We start from the raw sequence: 16595 nt of genomic DNA on the forward strand, positions 1-16595 counted from the left end.
TCGCCGCATGACGGAACCGGTGGAACCTGACCTGAGTGGAGCCCGCGAGGTCTCGGTCACCGAGGCGCGGGGCAACCTCGCCGAGCTGATCGACGCCGTCCGTGACGGCGAGTTCGTCTATCTCGTCCGGCACGGCGAGCGTGTCGCCGCGCTCATGCCCGCCGATGTCGCCGAGAACTACGAGCGGATGGAGGACGACTACTGGGCCCGGCGCGCCGATGACGCCCGGGCGGCCATCGCGGCGGGCGACGAGGACACCATCTCCTGGCAGCAGTACCTCGCCGACTCGGCATGACGTACCGGATCGATCTGACCCGCCGCGCCGCGAAGGCCCTGGACAGCGTCGACACACCGCAGCGTCGGCGCATCCTGGCCGTCATCGACCAGCTGTCCGCCGACCCTCGGCCGCCCTCCTGCCGCAAGCTCACCGGCCGGGACGACCAGTGGCGAGTCCGAGCCGGCGACTACCGAGTGATCTACGAGGTCCACGGCGACCGGCTGTTGGTCCTGGTGGTCGAGATCGGCCACCGCTCCGAGGTCTACCGCCGCTGAAGTGGTGGTGGCACCACCCCGGCCGGCGACCACATCCCGCTCGGTCAGTCGAAGACCACCGTGGACGAGTCGACGACCGCGCCGCCACCGTCGGCGACGAGCACGTGCCCGGTGACCATCGAGGCGTCGCTCGACGTCAGGAAAGCGCAGCAGCCTGCGATCTCCTCCGGCTCGGCGACCCGACGCAGCGGGACGTGGGCCGCGGTCCGCGCGTAGGCCTCATCCATGGTGATGCCCTCGCGCTGCGATAGATAGCTCATCGCCCCCTCCCCCAGGGACGTACGTATCCAGCCGGGGCACACGGCGTTCACCCGCACCCCGCGTGGTCCCCAGTCCCGCGCCAGCCACTTCGTCACGCCGATCAGGCCGGCCTTCGCCGCGGTGTAGCCGACGGTTCCGGGAGGCCCGGCGATCAGGCCCGCCGTCGACGCCAGGAACACCATCGATCCCCCGCGGGCCGCGAGGTGTGGCAGCACCTCGCCGGCCAGGAAGTACGAACCGTGCAGGTTGACGTCGAGCGCCTTCAGGTAGAGATCGCCGTGCTTCGGCGCCGACGTCCCCCCGATCGCGGCACCCTGTGCGGCGACGACGGCGTCCAGACCACCCAGCTGGTCGACCGCCGCCGCCACCACCGAGGCGATCGCCTCGCGGTCCGTGCCGTCCGCCGGGATGACGTGCGCGCCGGTCTCCGCCTCGAGATCGGACAGCCGGGCCTCGTCGATGTCGGTCGCGACGACCTTCGCGCCGTCCGCGACCAGCCGGCGCACCGTCGCCGACCCCACACCCCCCGCCGCGCCGGTGACGAGGGCGAGTTCCGGACGGCGAATCACGTGATCTCCTTCTCCAGCTGCTCGCGCAGCACGTACTTGAGGACCTTCCCGGAGGCGTTGCGCGGCAGCTCGGGCCGTATGACGACGTGGCGCGGTACCTTGTAGGACGCCAGGCGCTCCCGGCACCACGCCCGCAGGGCGTCGCCCTCGACGGGCTCCCGCAGCACCAGGACGGCCGCGCCCACCTCCAGGTACTTCGGATCCGGCACGGCGACCACGGCCGCGTCGAGCACGTCGGGGTGGTCGGTGAGGACCTTCTCCACCTCGGCGGGATAGATGTTCTCCCCGCCGCAGCGGATCATGTCCTTCGCGCGACCGGCCAGGGAGAGGAAGCCGTCGGCGTTGACCGTGCCGACGTCGCCGGTCCGGCACCAGCCGTCGACGAACGTGTCCCGGTTCGCCTCCGGACGCTGCCAGTACCCGGCGCAGACCCCCGGGTTGCGCACCAGGATCTCCCCGACCTCCCCGACCTCCGCCGGCTCACCGTCCGGCCCCACCACGGCCGCCTCGGAGAGCGGCAACGGGCGGCCGATGCTCCCGGGCTGCGACTCGAAGTCCTCGTCGTCGAGGCAGGTCGCGATCGCCCCGCCCTCGGTCAGGCCGAAGACCTGCGTCAGGCGCACGCCCGGCATGCGACGGCGGGTCTCGGCGACCGTCCACGGCATCATCGTGTCCCCGCCGATGATCAGGTGCGTCAACGACGGGGGCAGCCGCGCCTCGAGGTCGTCGAGGCGCAGCATCTCCGAGAGCATGAAGGAGAACAGCAGGCAGTCGGTGACCTGCTCGGCGGCGATCACGTCGAGCAGGTGGGTGATCGCGAAGTTCCGCGACGGCAGCACCACGGCGGTGCCGCCCATCAGCAGGGTCGGCGCCACGACGGCCTCCAGCCCGCCGGCGTGATAGGTCGGGCCCGGCACCAGCGACACCGTCCGCTGGGAGAACCGCCAGCGCAGGGCCTGGGTCACGGCGTTCCCGACGAGGTTCGCGTGGGTCCACAGCGCGCCCTTGGGCAACCCGGTGGTTCCGGAGGTGTACAGCAGCCCCACCGGGTCGCTCTCGGCGATCACCGGACCGTCGACGAGCTCCCCGCGCCCCGACAGCCCGTCGAGCGGCACGGCCCACGGCGGCAGGTCGCGCTCGACGTCGCCGATCACCACCACGTGCTCCAGGGCCGTCCGGTCCCGAACGGCCTCGATGCGATCGAGCAGGCTCGCGTGCACGACGAGTGCACGTGCTCCGGAGTCGGCGAGGATGAACTCGAGCTCCGCAGGGGCCAGCCGGAAGTTCAGGCGGTTCGCGACGAGGCCCGCGTAGGCCGCACCGAAGAACAGCGGGAGGTACTCCGGGTCGTTGTAGAGCAGCAGCCCGACCCGGTCGCCCGGGCTCAACCCGAGGTCGACGAACCCGCTCGCGTAGCGCCGGGCTCTCTCGCGCAGCTCGCGGTACGTGAGCCGGGCGCGGCCGTCGAAGCTGACCGCGACCGTGTCCGGGCCGGACGGCGGGAGCGGGGCGACGACGGCGTCGAGGATCCTGGTGATGCTCATACTCCGGGTCCGATCACGATCTGCTTGAGTTCGGTGAACTCCGCGATGCCCTCCGGTCCGGTCTCGCGGCCCCACCCGGAGCCCTTCCGCCCGCCGAACGGCGCCGTCACCGTCGGGCCGAAGGTGTTGACCGCGACCGAGCCGGCCTCGATCCGGGAGGCGGCGAGGAGGGCGGTCTCCCGGTCGGAGGTGTAGACGCTCGCGGCCAGGCCGTAGCTCGAATCGTTGGCCAACGCGATCCCGTCGTCGAGATCGGTATAGGTCTGGATCGCCGTGACCGGGCCGAACACCTCGTCGCGCGCCAGCTCGGAGCCGCGCTCGACCCCGGTCAGCAGCGTCGGGGACACGAAGAACCCTGGCCCCTCCCGACGACGGCCACCTGCAACCATTTCGGCGCCCGCGGCCCGGGCGCGGTCGACGAACCCGTCGACCCGGTCGCGCGCCGCGGCGTTGATCATCGGACCGACCCGGGTGCCGGGGTCGAGCGGATCGCCGACGGTCAGCCCGTCGACGGCCTCCGACAGCTTCCCGACGAGTTCGTCAGCCCGCTTCTCGGAGACCAGCACCCGGGACAGGAGGGCGCAGACCTGCCCCGCACCGCCCGTCGTGCCCGGCACGAGGGACTTCAGCACCGCGTCGAGGGGCGCGTCGTCGAGGATCAGCGCCGGGGACTTCCCGCCGAGCTCCAGGTGGGTGCGCGCGAACCGGGCCTTGGTGGCATCGATGATCTCGAGCGCCGCGCGGCGGCCACCGGTCAGGCTGACCAGGTCGACGCGCGGGTCCGCGGTGAGGGTGCGTCCGAGGTCGGCGCCACCGCAGAGGATCGACAGCGAGCCCTCGGGCAGGGTCTGCGCCGCGCACTCGGCGACGATCCGCATGACCAGCGCGGACTCCGGGGCCGCCTTCACGACGACCGGGCACCCGGCGAGCAGGGCGGGGACGACCTTCGTCGCCGTGGTGACCAGGGGCCCGTTGAATGCCATGACCGCCGCGACGACGCCGGCGGGCTCCCGGCGGACGACCGTCTCGCCCAGCGGCGAGGGCCGGACGTCGTCGCGCAGCGCGTCCACCGCGCACTCCAGGGCCGCGTTCCAGGCTCCGACGGCCCCGAAGCGGTGCAGCGTGCGGGAGTAGCGCACGGGCATCCCGGCCTCGAGCGCCCAGACGTGCCCGATCTCGTCGAGCCCCGCCTCGGCGGCCGCGCAGAAGCGGGCCACCGACGCGATGCGGTCGTCGACGGCGAGACGCGACCAGGAGACCCGTCCGACCTGGTCGGCGGCCTCGACCGCCGCTCCGACGTCCTTCTCCGAGGGCAGCGTCACCTCCGCGACGATCTCCTCGGTCGCGGGCGAGACGACCGTGTACGGCTCGCCGGTGGCGGGCTGCCAGCGGCCCCCGACGAGGACGTCGCTCCCGGTGGCGATCACGAGCCTGCGGGCCGGAACGGACTGGCCGGCACCATGAACATCGAGGAGAACGGCGGGTTCATGAAGTCGGGGATCTGCATCTCCCCGGAGATCAGCATCTGCTTGACCTCCTCGCGGAACCCGGACGGATCGCCCGCGATCTCGTAGAGCGCGAGGTGACCGAGGTCGGGAACGCGAACGCCCGGCAACGGCTTGACCGGTGAGGACTCGAACCGCTGGGCCCGGAGCATCCCGGTGGCGGCGAGGATCTGCGGGATGTGCTCACCGTCGTACCAGCGGGCGAAGGTGCCGTCGGCGACGGAGTCGGCGGCCGGTTTGCACCAGGCGAAGAACAGGTGCCGGTCGTCCAGGTTCTCGGCCTTGTCCCAGCTCGCGCCGTACTGGGGCTCGCTGATCGCCTCGAGGAAGAGCGCGTCGAACGGCTGGTTCATGAACTCCGGGAGCACCATCGACCCGGACATGAGCATCTGCTTGACCTCCTCCCGGAAGCCCGCCGCGGAGCCCTCGATCTCGTAGAGGGCGAGGTGGCCCATGTCGACCGGCACGACGCCGGGGAGGTTCTTCGCCCCGCCGACGAGGAACCGCTGGGCGCCGACCATCCCGGTCGTGGCCATGACCTGCGGGATGTGCTCCTGGTCGTACCACTGGGCGTACGGCTCGTAGTCGCCGGTGTAGGTGCTCCAGGCGAAGAAGAGGCTGCGGTCGGTGAACGTGGGGGGCACGGTGGTCCTCTCAGGCGCCGCGCAGGGCGGCGGTCGCGGCCTCGTCGATGCGGAGGCCCTCGGGGTCGTGGTGCGGGTCGCCGAGCACGACCACGCCGTAGTCGCGCTCGGCTCCGGCGACGCTCACGTACTCGTCGCGGACGTCGGCGAGCACGCGCTGCGGGTCGCGGGAGAAGGGGGCGCCCCACCCTCCGCCGCCGTTGGTCAGGCAGCGCAGCACCGATCCCGCCCGGGTCCGCCAGGACTTCTCGGACGCGAAGTGGTGGTAGACGCCGTGCTCGGGGTCGAGCGCCTTGGTCTCGGGATCCAGCACCCCGGCCACCGGGGTACTGGCCCGGTAGACGTCGCCGACGGTGCCGATCAGCCCCGGTCCGACGGCGTCCGGGCCGAAGATCCACATTGCGCCGTTCGGGCCGGGCTTCCCGTCGTCGGCACCCACCCCGCTGGGCTCCTTCGTGCGGAACGGGGACAGGTACTGCTCGGCGTCGGTCTGCCAGAGCGTGTCCTTGAGGTTGGCGGCGCCACCCCGGTGCCGGCCCGGGCCGCCGGTGTCGATCGCGTGTTCCTTGCGCAGCACGACGACGGGCGAGTCGTGCTCGATGGTCTCCGTGGCCGGGTCGAGATTGTTGAGGTTGAACAGGACCGTGTAGCTGTCGCCGTCGCCGGCCTTCGACGCGCCCCACGGGCCGTGCTCCCCGCCGCACTGGGTCGCGGAGGTCCAGAAGGACCCGTCGTCGCGCAGACCGCTGGCGTTGTGGGTGTTGGTCGACCCGTAGTCACCGCCCACGGCGTTCTCGCCCAGGACCGGGTTCAGCGCCGTGAAGACGGCCGCGATGAGGGTGCCGGAGGCCTCCCAGAACATCATCGGCGCGCCCTCCGGCGGGACCGCGGTGACCAGGGTGCCGGGCGGGGCGATCAGGTCGACGTGGCGCCAGGTCCCCGAGGTGAACGGGATCTCCGGGTCGAGCAGCATCGTCAGCGCGACCCCGAGTGCGGTCTTCGCGTCGGTGACCCCGCAGTTGATACAGGTGCGGGCCTGGGCCGAGGAGCCGGAGAGGTCGGCCTCGATGTCCTCGCCCCGTTTCCGCAGGGTCACGTGCACCGTGTAGGCGATCGAGTCGTCGACGCCGTCCGCGTCCAGCGTCGCGCTGCCCTGGTAGTCGCCGTCGGGGATACGGGCGAGCGCGGAACGCATCCGATCGGCCGAGGTGTCGCAGGCGTAGGTCAGCGTCCCCAGGAAAGCGTCCAGCCCGTAGCGCTCGATGTTCTCCCGCACCAGCCGCTCCCCCAGCTGCAGCTGGGCGAACATGGACTGGAAGTCGGGCAGCAGGAGCGCCCCGAAGCGGGAGTTGTCGAAGATCAGGCTGAACGTCGAGCGCACCGGGGCGTCCCCGCGCCACATCAGGACCGGCGGGATGACCAGGCCGTTCTCGTAGACGTTCGCCTTCGTCGCGGAGAACCCGCCGGGGACCGTGCCGCCCATGTCGAGCTGGTGGGCGCAGATGTTGACGAACGCGACGATCTTCTCGTCCACGAACACCGGCCGGGTGAAGCAGACGTCGTTGACGTGCCGTCCCCCGCGGTACGGGTCGTTGCAGATGAGCACGTCGCCGGGGCCGAGGTTCTCCGGCCCGAACTCCTCGACGGCGTTGCGGACCGCGTCCGGCATCGTCCCGAGGAACACCGTCAGGCTGTTCGAGACCACGGCCATCCGGTAGTCCTGCTCCGGCGGCCCCGAGATGGTGCACGCGAAGTCGTACCAGTCGCGGATGATCGGCGAGAACGCCTCGCGCAGGAACGCCGTCGACATGTGCTCGACGGCGTACTTCAGCCGGTTGACGATGATCGACGCGGTGAAGCGGTCGGTGTCGTAGGTCGCGTGGAACTGCTCGTCGGACAGCTCGCGGATGCTCATGAGGCCCTCCGGATCACGAGTTCGCCGTAGCGGCCGACCGACAGGTGCTGGCCTGCGCCGACGTGGGTGGTGGACAGGCCCTCGTCGACGATCGCCGGGCCGTCGAACTCGTCGCCCGCGCGCAGGTCCGCGCGCCGGTAGACCGGAGCCGTGGTCTCGTCGTCGGCGAGGAACCGCAGGGTGGCGGTGCGGGCCGGCGCGAGCGACCCGTCGTCGGGAACGCGGGAGGGGACCTCGGGGTAGGAGACCTTCGGCGTGTCGATCACCGCCCGGACCCGGAAGGTGACGCCCTCGACCGGCACCATGTCGAAGCGGTTGCGGGAGCGCTCCTCGTAGGTGTCGTGGAATGCGGCGATCATGGCGGCGACACCGTCGCCGTCGATGGTCCCGTCGGGCACCGGGACGAACGGCGTGTCCCAGCTCTGCCCGACGAGGTGTCCGTCGAAGCTGCGCTCGAGCCGGACCTCGGCATCCGCGTCGAGGCGCTCGCGGACCTGCGCCTCCATCTCGGCGAAGATGGCGTCGACCTGCGACGCCACCTCCGGGGTCAGGATCGTGTAGGCGCTGCGGTTGAGGGTGAACACCTGGTCGGTGGAGAGCAGGCCGAGGGCCGAGAACAGACCCGGCTCGGGCGGGACGATCACCTGCTTGCAGTGCACCTCGTCCATGGCGGCCGGCAGCAGCATCGGGCCCGCGGCCCCGTAGGCGATGAGCGAGTAGTCGCGCGGGTCGACGCCGTTCTTGATCGCGACGTTGAAGACCCCCTCCGCGATGGTGTGGACGGCCATGCCGTGCGCGTGGCGGACGCGCTGGGCGAGGGTCAGTTCCGAGTCGAGGGACTCGAACGCCTGCTGCGCGAGCTCGGGTTGCAGCCGGAGCCGACCGCCCGCGAACCCGTCCGGGTCGATGAGCCCGATCATCAGGCAGGTGTCGGTGGTGGTCGGCGCGGTGCCGCCGCGGCCGTAGCACGCCGGGCCGGGCGTCGAGCCTGCGCTCTCGGGACCGACCCGGACCTCGCCGTTGGGCCCGATCGCGACGATGCTGCCGCCACCGGCCCCGATCGCGGAGACGTCGTTGGCGAGGGCGTTCACGACGAGGTCGTGCTCGAGCTCGAAGGTCGTGTTGACGAACGGTTCGCCGCCGGTGACCACGCTGATGTCGCAGGAGGTACCGCCGACGTCGGCACACAGCAGGTGGGTCTCCCCGATCAGCAACCCGAAGTGGGCGCTCGCGACGGTGCCTGCCGCCGGGCCGGAGAAGACGATCCGGTACGGCTGCTCCATCGCACGGTGGGCCGGGACCAGGGTCGCGGCGCAGTCGGCGAAGTTGAGCTGCCCGGTGAAGCCGAGTTCCGCGAGGCCCTTCTCCAGGGTGGCCGCGTAGTCCGAGTAGATGATCTTCATCAGAGCGTCCACGACGGTCGTCGACGCCCGCGCGTACTCCTTCGCCAGCGGCGAGGTCTCGTGGGAGACCGAGCACGGCACGTCGCCGAGGACCTCGCGGGCCAGGTCGCGCAGACGCTGTTCGTGGGCGGGGTTGACGTAGGCGTTGATCAGGCAGATCGCGATCCCGACGACCCCGCAGCGACGCAGGACCTCGAGCTCGGCGCGGGCCTGGTCCTCGTCCAGCTCGTAGAGCGTGCCGCCGTCGGCCAGCATCCGCTCGCGGATCCCACGGCGCAGGTAGCGGGGCACGAGCGGGCGGGAGGCGTCGCCGAAGCTGCGCCGCCAGCCCGGATCGAGGATCGCCTCGGCCGGCCGCCAGACGCGCCCCATGTCGAGGATGTCCCGGTGCCCCTCGGTGGCCAGGAAACCGATCTTCGGGAGGCTGCGGGTGATCACGGCATTCAGTCCGTGGGTGCTCGCGTGGTTGAAGACCTGGGCATCGCGCACTCCGAGCAGGGCTGCGCCCTCGAGGACGGGGGCGGCGACGTCGCCGTAGTCGGTCGAGACCTTGGCGGTCTCGATCCGGCCGTCCCGCAGGGCGACGACATCGGTGAACGTGCCGCCCACGTCGACTGCGATCATGGTCCTGACTCCCCTCAGATCCGGTCGGACAGCAGCTGGATCGCGCCGAGCCGGGGGCCGCGCTCCCGGCTGCACGAGTTCAGGCAGACCTGGCACTTGACGACGTCGAACCAGCCGCCCTCGGAGTTGACCGGGTAGCGACGGAGCTCGGCCGCGCCACAGCGCGGGCAGGTGCCGTCGACGGCTTCGCGCTCCTGCGACGGGGCGGGGTTCTGGGCCATGGCGGCGACGCTAGGTCCACCGAGAGCCAGGTCACCATCCCGTCAGCGCAGTCGAGCATCCGCCTACCGAAGTGCGGCGATGACGCTCGTCGGTACTGGAAGCACAATATATTGTGCGATACTCTGTGCGGATGACGGAGGCGGCGGAGCAGCTGCAGCGTTTCCGCACGGGTGACCTCGACGTCGCCCGGGAACGGATCAGCGAAGCGTTCGCCGACCACTCCGCCCGGGTGGCGGACGGGCGTCGCCTCGACTTCCGGCTCGACCTCGCCCCGGCCCACCGGATCACGCTCGGGCGCCTCGGGTACGGCGCCGACGTCACCCTCGACGGGCCCCCCATGCGCGCGTGCTACCACGTGAACCTGCCGGTAGCGGGCTGCACCGAGGTGAGCCAGGCCGGCCGCTCGGGCACCACGGTCGCCGGCCGCAGCGGGGTGGCCTTCAGCCCGGACGCGCCCCTGCGGATCCGCTTCTCCCCCGACGCCACGCAGTACGTGGTGAAGTTGCCCAGAGATCTCCTCGAGGCCCACGCGGCGAAGCTGCTCGGACGACCGCCGAGGGCCTCGCTCGACCTCGCTCTGACCTTCGACACCACGACCGGACCCGGGCAGGCGCTGGTCGCCACCGCCGGTTTCCTCTACGCCGAGCTCGCCCGACCGGGCGGGCTCGCGACGATGCCCTCCGCCCGCGTCGAGATGGAGGCGGCGCTCATGACGCAGGTGCTGACGGCGATCCCGAACGCGGTGACCTCGGCGCTCGCCGGACGTGCCGCCCCGGCCGGACGCTCGCGCGTCCGGGAGGCGATCGATCTCCTGGACTCCCGGCCCGATGCGATCAGCAGCACCGCCGATCTCGCCGCGGCGGTCGGGATCGGTGAACGGGCCCTGCAGGCCGGCTTCCGCGACGTCGTCGGCTGTTCACCCATGACCTACCTGCGCGGCGTCCGGCTCGACCAGGTCCGGGCCGAGCTGTCGGCCGGTGGCGGCAGCGTCACCGAGATCGCAGGCCGGTGGGGCTTCTTCCACCCCGGCCGCTTCGCCGCGCAGTACCGCGACCGCTTCGGCGAGCGCCCGTCCGACACGGTCCGCCACGTCGCGACCTGACCGGCCCGGGGACGACGGCGGGCCCCTGCCGACGGTCGCCGCTGGCAGGGGCCGCCACACTTTTTCCGCCCCATGGCCGATCAGGCGTTGATCGCGTCGGAGAGCGCGACGATGCCCTCGGCGGTCTTCGCGTGGGCCAGGTCGATGTGCTGCCCCTCGAAGTCCACCGCTCCGTGGCCCTCCGCCTCGGCCTTGCGGAACGCCTCGATCATCCGTCGGGCGTGGTCGACCGTCTCGGGCGACGGGGTGAACACCTCGTTCGACACCGCCACGTGGGAGGGGTGGATGCACACCATGCCGCGGTAGCCCAGCCCGCGGGCGTCGAGCGCGAACCGGCGGAAACCGTCCAGGTCCTTGATGTCCTGCCACACCCCGGTGACCGGGTGGTGCAGCCCCGCCGCGCGGGCGGCGAGCACGATCCTGCTCCGCAGGTACAAGGTCTCCAGGCCGGCCGGGGTGAACTCGAAGCCGAGCTCCCGCCCGACGTCGGCGTTCGGCCCCGTGGCCCCGAGCAGCGACGACACGCGCGGCGACGCCGCCGCGATCTGTTCGCAGTGCGCCATCGCCACCGCAGTCTCGAAGCTGACGATCAGCCCGATCGATCCGGCCGCCAGGCCCTCCCGCTCCTCGATGTGCGACACCACGGCGTCGATCCGCACGATCTCCTCGGCGGTGAACACCTTCGGCAGGAAGAGCCCGGCGAGCCCCGGCACGATGACCGCCTCGGCGTCGCCGCCGAACAGGCCGCTGTCGACGCTGTTCGGTCGCACCCAGACGTCCGCCCGCTCGGCGGCGAGGCGTCCCACGGTCTCACGGACGGTGTCGCGTGCCGCGGCTTTGTCCGGCCCCGGCACGGAGTCCTCGAGGTCGAGGATGACCGCGTCGGTGCCCGACGCGACGGCCTTGTCGGCCCAGGTCGGCTTGTGGCCGGGCACGAACAGCATGGACCGGTAGGGCTTCACGATGCTCTCTCCTCCAGGACGGCAGGTGGGCGCAGACGGATTCCGTCCGCCGCGGCGACGCGGTGCGCCGCCGCCACGAATTCCCCGGGCGGTGGTCCGAACTCGGCGACGTCGGCGGTGACCAGGACGCCGTGGCGGGCGAACAGGATGCCGAGGTGGCCGATCCCGTGGACCCCGTGAACACGGTCGAGCCAGGCCCGGGCGAGCAGGTGGTGCAGTGCGCGGCGCAGCCCGTCGGGGCGGCGCATCGGGTCGGGGTGGCCGGAGACCTCGACGAGCAACGCGCCAGGTCCTCGGCCCACGAGGGTCCCGCCCGAGGCCCAGCCGGGCACGACGACGGGGTCGGCCACGCCGAGAGCGCATCCGCCCGTGGGCCGGCCGGCCCACCGGTGCAGCCGGGTCAGGAGTCCGGATTCGCTGATCAGCTCCAGGAGGTCGACGACCTCCGCGGCCTGCTCCGATCGCTCGTCGGGCAGGGCGATCCCTCCGAGCGACCAGCGGACGGCCGCCCAGCACGCGGCCGCGAGGGCCGTCTCCGTGGCGCGGTCGGCGATCCGGCCCGGCGGTTCGAGCTGGTTGAGCAGCACCGACGCGAGGTCGGGCACGACCCGCCGCCGCAAATCGATCGGACCAGCCGGTGGCGGGCTCCCGATGCCGCCCACCTCGATCCAGCCGGAGCGGGTCGGACGGAGACGGAGGGCGACCCGCCGTCGGGCCGGGTCGAGGCTGGCGTGGCTGGGGAAGCGCCCTGCGACCGCGTGCACCGTGCGGGTGTCCGCGAGCCCCAGTCGGTGGGCGCCGAGCAGGGCCGAGTACGGCGGCGCGTGCTGCACGGCGAGTCCGACCCGGAGGCGCAGCGCGCCGGCGACCAGCGCCGGCTGGCTGTTTCGGGCGTGTCGGGGCGGGCGCAACGGCACCCGGCCGCGGAGCGCGTCGCCCACCCGGTCGACGACGGGCGCCGGATCGACCCGGTCCGAGAACCAGTCGCCGAGCGCACCCCGGTGCAGGTGGGAGGCGAGACTCACGGACGCTCCACCAGGGCGACCTTGACGTGGTCCGGGCGCGCGAGGGTGTTCGCCGCGACCAGTTCGACACGGGCCTTGATGTTCAGGGCGGAGCGGATGCGGGACTCGAGGTCGCTGCGGAGCCGGTCGTACTCGTCGTCGGGAAGGGTGGTCTCGACGACCACCGGGAGGGGCCGTTGGGTGGAGTGACCGTCGAAGTCGGGCCGGATGCGCATCTCGCCGGTCGTGGCGGGGGCGGCGGCCTGGACGAGGTCGCGGATCGCCGACGGGTAGACGTTGATGCCGCGCACGATGAGCATGTCGTCGGTGCGTCCGACGCAGCGGACCTGGAAGCCGGTCCGTCCGCACGAGCAGTCCGTGGCGGTGACGACGACCTGGTCGCGGGTCCGGAAGCGCAGCAGCGGGGAGGCCCGGCGCGCCAGGGCGGTGTAGACCAGCTCGCCCTCGGCCCCCGTCTCGGGCTCGAGGACCTCACCCGAGGGGTCGATCAGCTCGGCGACCATGAGGTCGGGCGAGAGGAAGTGCATGCCGGTCTGCGCCTCGCACTCGCCCCAGTAGGTGCAGGCGATGTCGGTGCCGCCGAGCATCTCCCGCACGGTGGCGCCCCAGAGGTCCGCGAGCTTCTCGCGTACGGCCGGCAGCCCACCGCCCGGTTCGCCTCCGACGCTGATGGTGCGGACGCCGAGCTCGCGGGCGGGCCTCCCAAGAACGGCGGGGGCGGACTCGGCGAGGTGGGTGAGGAAGTACGGGGTGCCGATGAGGGTGTTCGGCCGCTGGTCGGCCTGGACGCGCAGCAGCCGTTCGACGCCCGCCTCGGCGCCGATGGGGAGGTCGACCATGCCCAGGTGGCGGGCGATCTGGGTGACCGGCAGGCCACCGACGAAGCCCTTGCTCATCCCGAAGGCGTGCAGCAACCAGTCCCCCGGGCGGAACCCGTTCGCGTGCAGGGCGCGGGCACCGAGCTCGCACCAGGTGTGGACGTCATCGGCGGTGAGCCCGACGTAGGACGGGCTGCCGGTGGTTCCCGACGAGGCCTGGATCTGGACGACGTCGGCCGGGTCCGCGGCCAGGTGGGTCCCGAGCGGAGGGTGGGCGGCCAGGCTGTCGCGCAGCTCCTGCTTCTCGGTGAACGGCAGGCCCGCGAGATCGCCGACGCCGCGGACGCGGGCGGGGTCGACACCATGAGCGGCGAACTTGTCCCGGTAGAACGCGCTGCGGGCCGCCAGGTAGGCCATCTGCTCGCGAAGGGCCTCGTCCTGCACCCGACGGGCCTCCGCCGCGGGGAGCGTCTCGACGGGACTCCAGTACTTGCTCACGGGCGACCTCCTCAGGTGGTATCGCTAAATATAAAATACATGGTGCTTCGCGACAAGGGTCGGCACCGTCACGCTCCGTCCCCGGTTGCTAGACTCCCCGCCACGCGGGAAGACGTCGGACGCTGTCGTTCGATACATCATGTTCGGACGTTGGAGAGCTGCCATGGTCGACGAGGTGACCCCCATCCCCGAGCGCGGGGGCGGGCGTCAGCAGCTGCCCGAGGAGGTCGCGACCTACGTCCGCGAGCAGATCATCTCGGGCAAGGTGCGGGCCGGGGAGTTCCTCCGCCTGGAGCCGATCGCGGAGGCCGTCGGGGTCAGCAACACCCCCGTGCGCGAAGGCCTGCTGTCGCTGCGGAGCGAGGGATTCGTCGAGCTCGTGCCGCGGCGCGGATTCGTCGCGGCCCCCTTCACCGAGCAGGATGTGCACGACCTGTTCTGGGTGCAGGCCCAGCTGGCCGGCGAACTGGCGGCCCGGGCCGCCAAGCGGATCACCCCCGAGCAACTGGATCGGCTCGACGCCATCCTCGCCGAGCACGGCCGCGCCCAGGACACCGACGACACCGCGCGCATGACCGAGCTGGGCCACGCCTTCCACCGCGAGATCAACCTCGCGGCGGACTCCCGTCGACTCGCCCTCATGCTCGGGTCCGCGGTCAAGCATCTCCCGAACCGCTTCTACGCCCAGATCGAGGGGCGGGTCGAGGGCGCCCGGGACGACCACCCGCAGATCGTCGAGGCCCTGCACCGCGGCGACGTGCGCAAGGTCCGCTCCCTGATGAGTCAGCACATCCTCGCCGGCGCGGACCAGCTGGTCTCCGACCTCTCCAAGCGCGGCGTCTGGGGCGATCAGGAGTCGGCGTCCTGATCCGGGACGTCGCGTCGCGGTGACCCGCCGCACCTTCCGTGCGTGTGGCTCTGAATATATTATGTTCAGAACTGCTCTGTGAGAGGTGAGTGCCGTGGCCGAACTGTCGTCCGAGGAACGCTTCGTCGTCGAGACGGTCCGCGAGTTCGTCGAGAAGGACGTCCGCCCCGCGGTGCACGAGCTCGAGCACGCCAACACCTATCCCGAGGCGCTCATCGAGAAGATGAAGCAGCTCGGGATCTACGGGCTCGCGATCCCGGAGCCGTGGGGCGAGGCCCCGGTGTCGATGCCCTGCTACGCGCTGGTCACCGCCGAACTCGCTCGCGGGTGGATGTCGCTGGCCGGCGCCATGGGCGGACACACCGTCGTCGCGAAGCTGCTCGTCGCCTTCGGCACCCGGGAGCAGCAGGACCGCTACCTGCCACGCATGGCCACCGGGGAGCTGCGCGCCACGATGGCACTCACCGAACCCGGCGGCGGCTCGGACCTGCAGGCCATGACCACCACGGCCCGCCGCGACGGCGGGGACTACGTCGTGAACGGCTCCAAGACCTGGATCTCCAACGCCCGCCGCTCCGGTCTGATCGCCTTGATGTGCAAGACCGACCCGAGCGCCGAGCCCCAGCACCGGGGCGTGTCGATCCTGCTCGTCGAGCACGGCCCCGGGCTCGAGGTCTCCAAGGACCTCCCCAAGCTCGGCTACAAGGGCGTCGAGAGCTGCGAGCTCAACTTCACCGACATGCGCGTCCCCGCCGACGCCGTCCTCGGCGGCGAGGAGGGCCGCGGGTTCGCCCAGATGATGAAGGGCCTCGAGACCGGCCGTATCCAGGTCGCCTCGCGGGCGCTCGGCGTCGCCACCGCCGCCCTCGACGACGCCCTGCGCTACGCCCAGGAACGGGAGAGCTTCGGCAAGCCGATCTGGCAGCACCAGTCGATCGGCAACTACCTCGCCGACATGGCCACCAAAGTCACCGCGGCCCGCCAGCTGATCCTGCACGCCGCCGAGCGGTTCGACGCGGGCGAGCGCAGCGACATGGAGGCCGGGATGGCGAAGCTGTTCGCCTCCGAGATCGCCATGGAGGTCGCCCTGAACGCCGTGCGTATCCACGGCGGATACGGCTACTCCACCGAGTACGACGTCGAGCGCTACTTCCGCGACGCGCCGCTGATGATCGTCGGCGAGGGCACCAACGAGATCCAGCGCAACGTCATCGCCGCCCAGCTGGTCAAGCGTGGCGGACTGGGCCAGGCGTGAGCACGCTCGCGGACACCGTCGCCGGGTGGACCCCGGCCACGGTCACGAGCACCGACGTCCTGCGCCGGTGGCCGGTCGACGCGTTCGCGGCCCTGCTCGACCAGCCCGCTCCCACCTCGGAGCACCTGCCTCCGCTGTGGCACTGGCTGTTCTTCCTCGGCCACCCGCGCAGTGACGAGCTCGGGGTCGACGGGCACGAGGCGGACGGGCACTTCCTGCCACCGATCCCCCGCCGCCGGCGGATGTTCGCGGGCGGTCGGGTCGAGTTCCGTGCACCGCTGCCGCTCGGGGCGGCCGTGGAGCGCACCGGCGCGATTGCCGCGATCACCCCGAAGTCCGGGCGCAGCGGCGACATGCTGTTCGTCACCGAGCGACGCGAGTTCACCGTCGACGGCACCCTCGCCGTCGTCGAGGAGCAGGACATCGTCTACCGCCAGGCCTCCGGAGAAGCGACCCGGGCGCCCGGGTCGCCGCCCGACCCGCTGCCCCTCCCCGACGACGGGTCGGTCGGCCTGGTCCCGGATCCGCGGCTGCTCTTACGGTTCTCCGCTCTGACCTACAACGCCCACCGCATCCACCACGACGAGAACTACGCCCGCGACGTCGAGGGCTACCCCGGCCTCGTCGTACACGGGCCGTTGCTGGCGCTGCTGCTGCTGGAGCCCGCGCGCCGCGCAGGACGCGCCGAGCGGATCGCGGGCTTCGACTTCCGGCTGCGCCGGCCGGCTTTCGCCGGGACACCCGTCGTCGTGACCGACGCGCCGGAACTCACCGCCGGACCGGTCGGCGGTGAGCCCTGCGTCACCGGGTCGATCACCTGGAACTGAT

The 16595-nt window shown here is 71.9% G+C and carries 16 protein-coding genes; 6 read left to right on the forward strand and 10 right to left on the reverse strand.

Annotated features, from left to right (window positions below; translation table 11 throughout):
- The first annotated feature begins 7 nt into the window (after positions 1–7).
- Both WCD74_RS21960 and WCD74_RS21965 read left to right on the forward strand, forming a co-directional pair.
- Positions 8–295, forward strand: a complete 288-nt coding sequence (locus tag WCD74_RS21960; RefSeq protein WP_337697019.1) for a type II toxin-antitoxin system prevent-host-death family antitoxin — start codon at positions 8–10, stop codon at positions 293–295.
- A complete protein-coding gene (locus tag WCD74_RS21965) occupies positions 292–552 on the forward strand; it encodes a type II toxin-antitoxin system RelE family toxin (protein ID WP_337697020.1) in 261 nt (86 codons plus the stop codon). The genes WCD74_RS21960 and WCD74_RS21965 overlap by 4 nt, the downstream gene beginning before the upstream one ends.
- A 44-nt stretch (positions 553–596) precedes the next feature.
- Here the strand turns inward: WCD74_RS21965 and WCD74_RS21970 are convergent, their stop codons facing one another.
- From WCD74_RS21970 to WCD74_RS22000, 7 genes are read right to left on the reverse strand one after another with little or no spacing between them, the layout of a single operon-like run.
- Entirely contained in the window at positions 597–1382 is a 786-nt protein-coding gene (locus tag WCD74_RS21970; RefSeq protein WP_337697021.1) for an SDR family NAD(P)-dependent oxidoreductase, read from the reverse strand.
- On the reverse strand, positions 1379–2926 hold the full coding sequence (locus WCD74_RS21975) for a class I adenylate-forming enzyme family protein (RefSeq protein ID WP_337697022.1): 1548 nt from the start codon (positions 2924–2926) through the stop codon (positions 1379–1381). The genes WCD74_RS21970 and WCD74_RS21975 overlap by 4 nt, the downstream gene beginning before the upstream one ends.
- Entirely contained in the window at positions 2923–4353 is a 1431-nt protein-coding gene (locus WCD74_RS21980) for an aldehyde dehydrogenase family protein (protein WP_337697023.1), read from the reverse strand. Before WCD74_RS21980 ends, WCD74_RS21975 begins: the two co-directional genes overlap by 4 nt.
- On the reverse strand, positions 4350–5075 hold the full coding sequence (locus tag WCD74_RS21985; RefSeq protein ID WP_337697024.1) for a hypothetical protein: 726 nt from the start codon (positions 5073–5075) through the stop codon (positions 4350–4352). The genes WCD74_RS21980 and WCD74_RS21985 overlap by 4 nt, the downstream gene beginning before the upstream one ends.
- A 10-nt stretch (positions 5076–5085) precedes the next feature.
- Positions 5086–6990: a hydantoinase B/oxoprolinase family protein gene (locus WCD74_RS21990; protein ID WP_337697025.1), complete on the reverse strand. Its 1905-nt coding sequence runs from the start codon at positions 6988–6990 to the stop codon at positions 5086–5088.
- Positions 6987–9017 carry a hydantoinase/oxoprolinase family protein gene (locus WCD74_RS21995; RefSeq protein ID WP_337697026.1) on the reverse strand — a complete coding sequence of 677 codons (2031 nt, stop codon included), beginning with the start codon at positions 9015–9017 and terminating at the stop codon, positions 6987–6989. Before WCD74_RS21995 ends, WCD74_RS21990 begins: the two co-directional genes overlap by 4 nt.
- 14 nt (positions 9018–9031) lie before the next feature.
- A complete protein-coding gene (locus WCD74_RS22000; protein WP_337697027.1) occupies positions 9032–9238 on the reverse strand; it encodes a hypothetical protein in 207 nt (68 codons plus the stop codon).
- A gap of 131 nt (positions 9239–9369) precedes the next feature.
- Here WCD74_RS22000 and WCD74_RS22005 point away from each other — a divergent pair, with 131 nt between their 5' ends.
- Positions 9370–10341 (forward strand): AraC family transcriptional regulator, encoded by a 972-nt coding sequence (locus WCD74_RS22005; RefSeq protein ID WP_337697028.1) that lies wholly within the window; start codon positions 9370–9372, stop codon positions 10339–10341.
- 80 nt (positions 10342–10421) lie between these two features.
- On the opposite strand, the gene WCD74_RS22010 is transcribed toward WCD74_RS22005, so the two are convergent.
- The 3 genes from WCD74_RS22010 to WCD74_RS22020 are packed head-to-tail and all read right to left on the reverse strand — an operon-like array spanning position 10422 to position 13644.
- On the reverse strand, positions 10422–11303 hold the full coding sequence (locus tag WCD74_RS22010) for an HpcH/HpaI aldolase/citrate lyase family protein (protein ID WP_337697029.1): 882 nt from the start codon (positions 11301–11303) through the stop codon (positions 10422–10424).
- Entirely contained in the window at positions 11300–12328 is a 1029-nt protein-coding gene (locus tag WCD74_RS22015; RefSeq protein ID WP_337697030.1) for a hypothetical protein, read from the reverse strand. Before WCD74_RS22015 ends, WCD74_RS22010 begins: the two co-directional genes overlap by 4 nt.
- The gene (locus WCD74_RS22020) at positions 12325–13644 is read right to left on the reverse strand and encodes a phenylacetate--CoA ligase family protein (RefSeq protein ID WP_337697031.1); all 1320 of its coding nucleotides are present in this window, start codon (positions 13642–13644) and stop codon (positions 12325–12327) included. The genes WCD74_RS22015 and WCD74_RS22020 overlap by 4 nt, the downstream gene beginning before the upstream one ends.
- A gap of 175 nt (positions 13645–13819) precedes the next feature.
- Here WCD74_RS22020 and WCD74_RS22025 point away from each other — a divergent pair, with 175 nt between their 5' ends.
- The 3 genes from WCD74_RS22025 (at position 13820) to WCD74_RS22035 (ending at position 16594) form a co-directional block, all read left to right on the forward strand.
- Entirely contained in the window at positions 13820–14512 is a 693-nt protein-coding gene (locus WCD74_RS22025) for a GntR family transcriptional regulator (protein ID WP_337697032.1), read from the forward strand.
- A 94-nt stretch (positions 14513–14606) separates the two neighbouring features.
- Positions 14607–15767: an acyl-CoA dehydrogenase family protein gene (locus WCD74_RS22030; RefSeq protein ID WP_337697033.1), complete on the forward strand. Its 1161-nt coding sequence runs from the start codon at positions 14607–14609 to the stop codon at positions 15765–15767.
- A complete protein-coding gene (locus WCD74_RS22035) occupies positions 15764–16594 on the forward strand; it encodes an HTD2 family dehydratase (RefSeq protein ID WP_337697034.1) in 831 nt (276 codons plus the stop codon). The genes WCD74_RS22030 and WCD74_RS22035 overlap by 4 nt, the downstream gene beginning before the upstream one ends.
- Position 16595 lies beyond the last annotated feature (1 nt).

The sequence above is a fragment of the Actinomycetospora aurantiaca genome, from assembly GCF_037401875.1.
Classification (GTDB): Bacteria; Actinomycetota; Actinomycetes; order Mycobacteriales; family Pseudonocardiaceae; genus Actinomycetospora; species Actinomycetospora aurantiaca.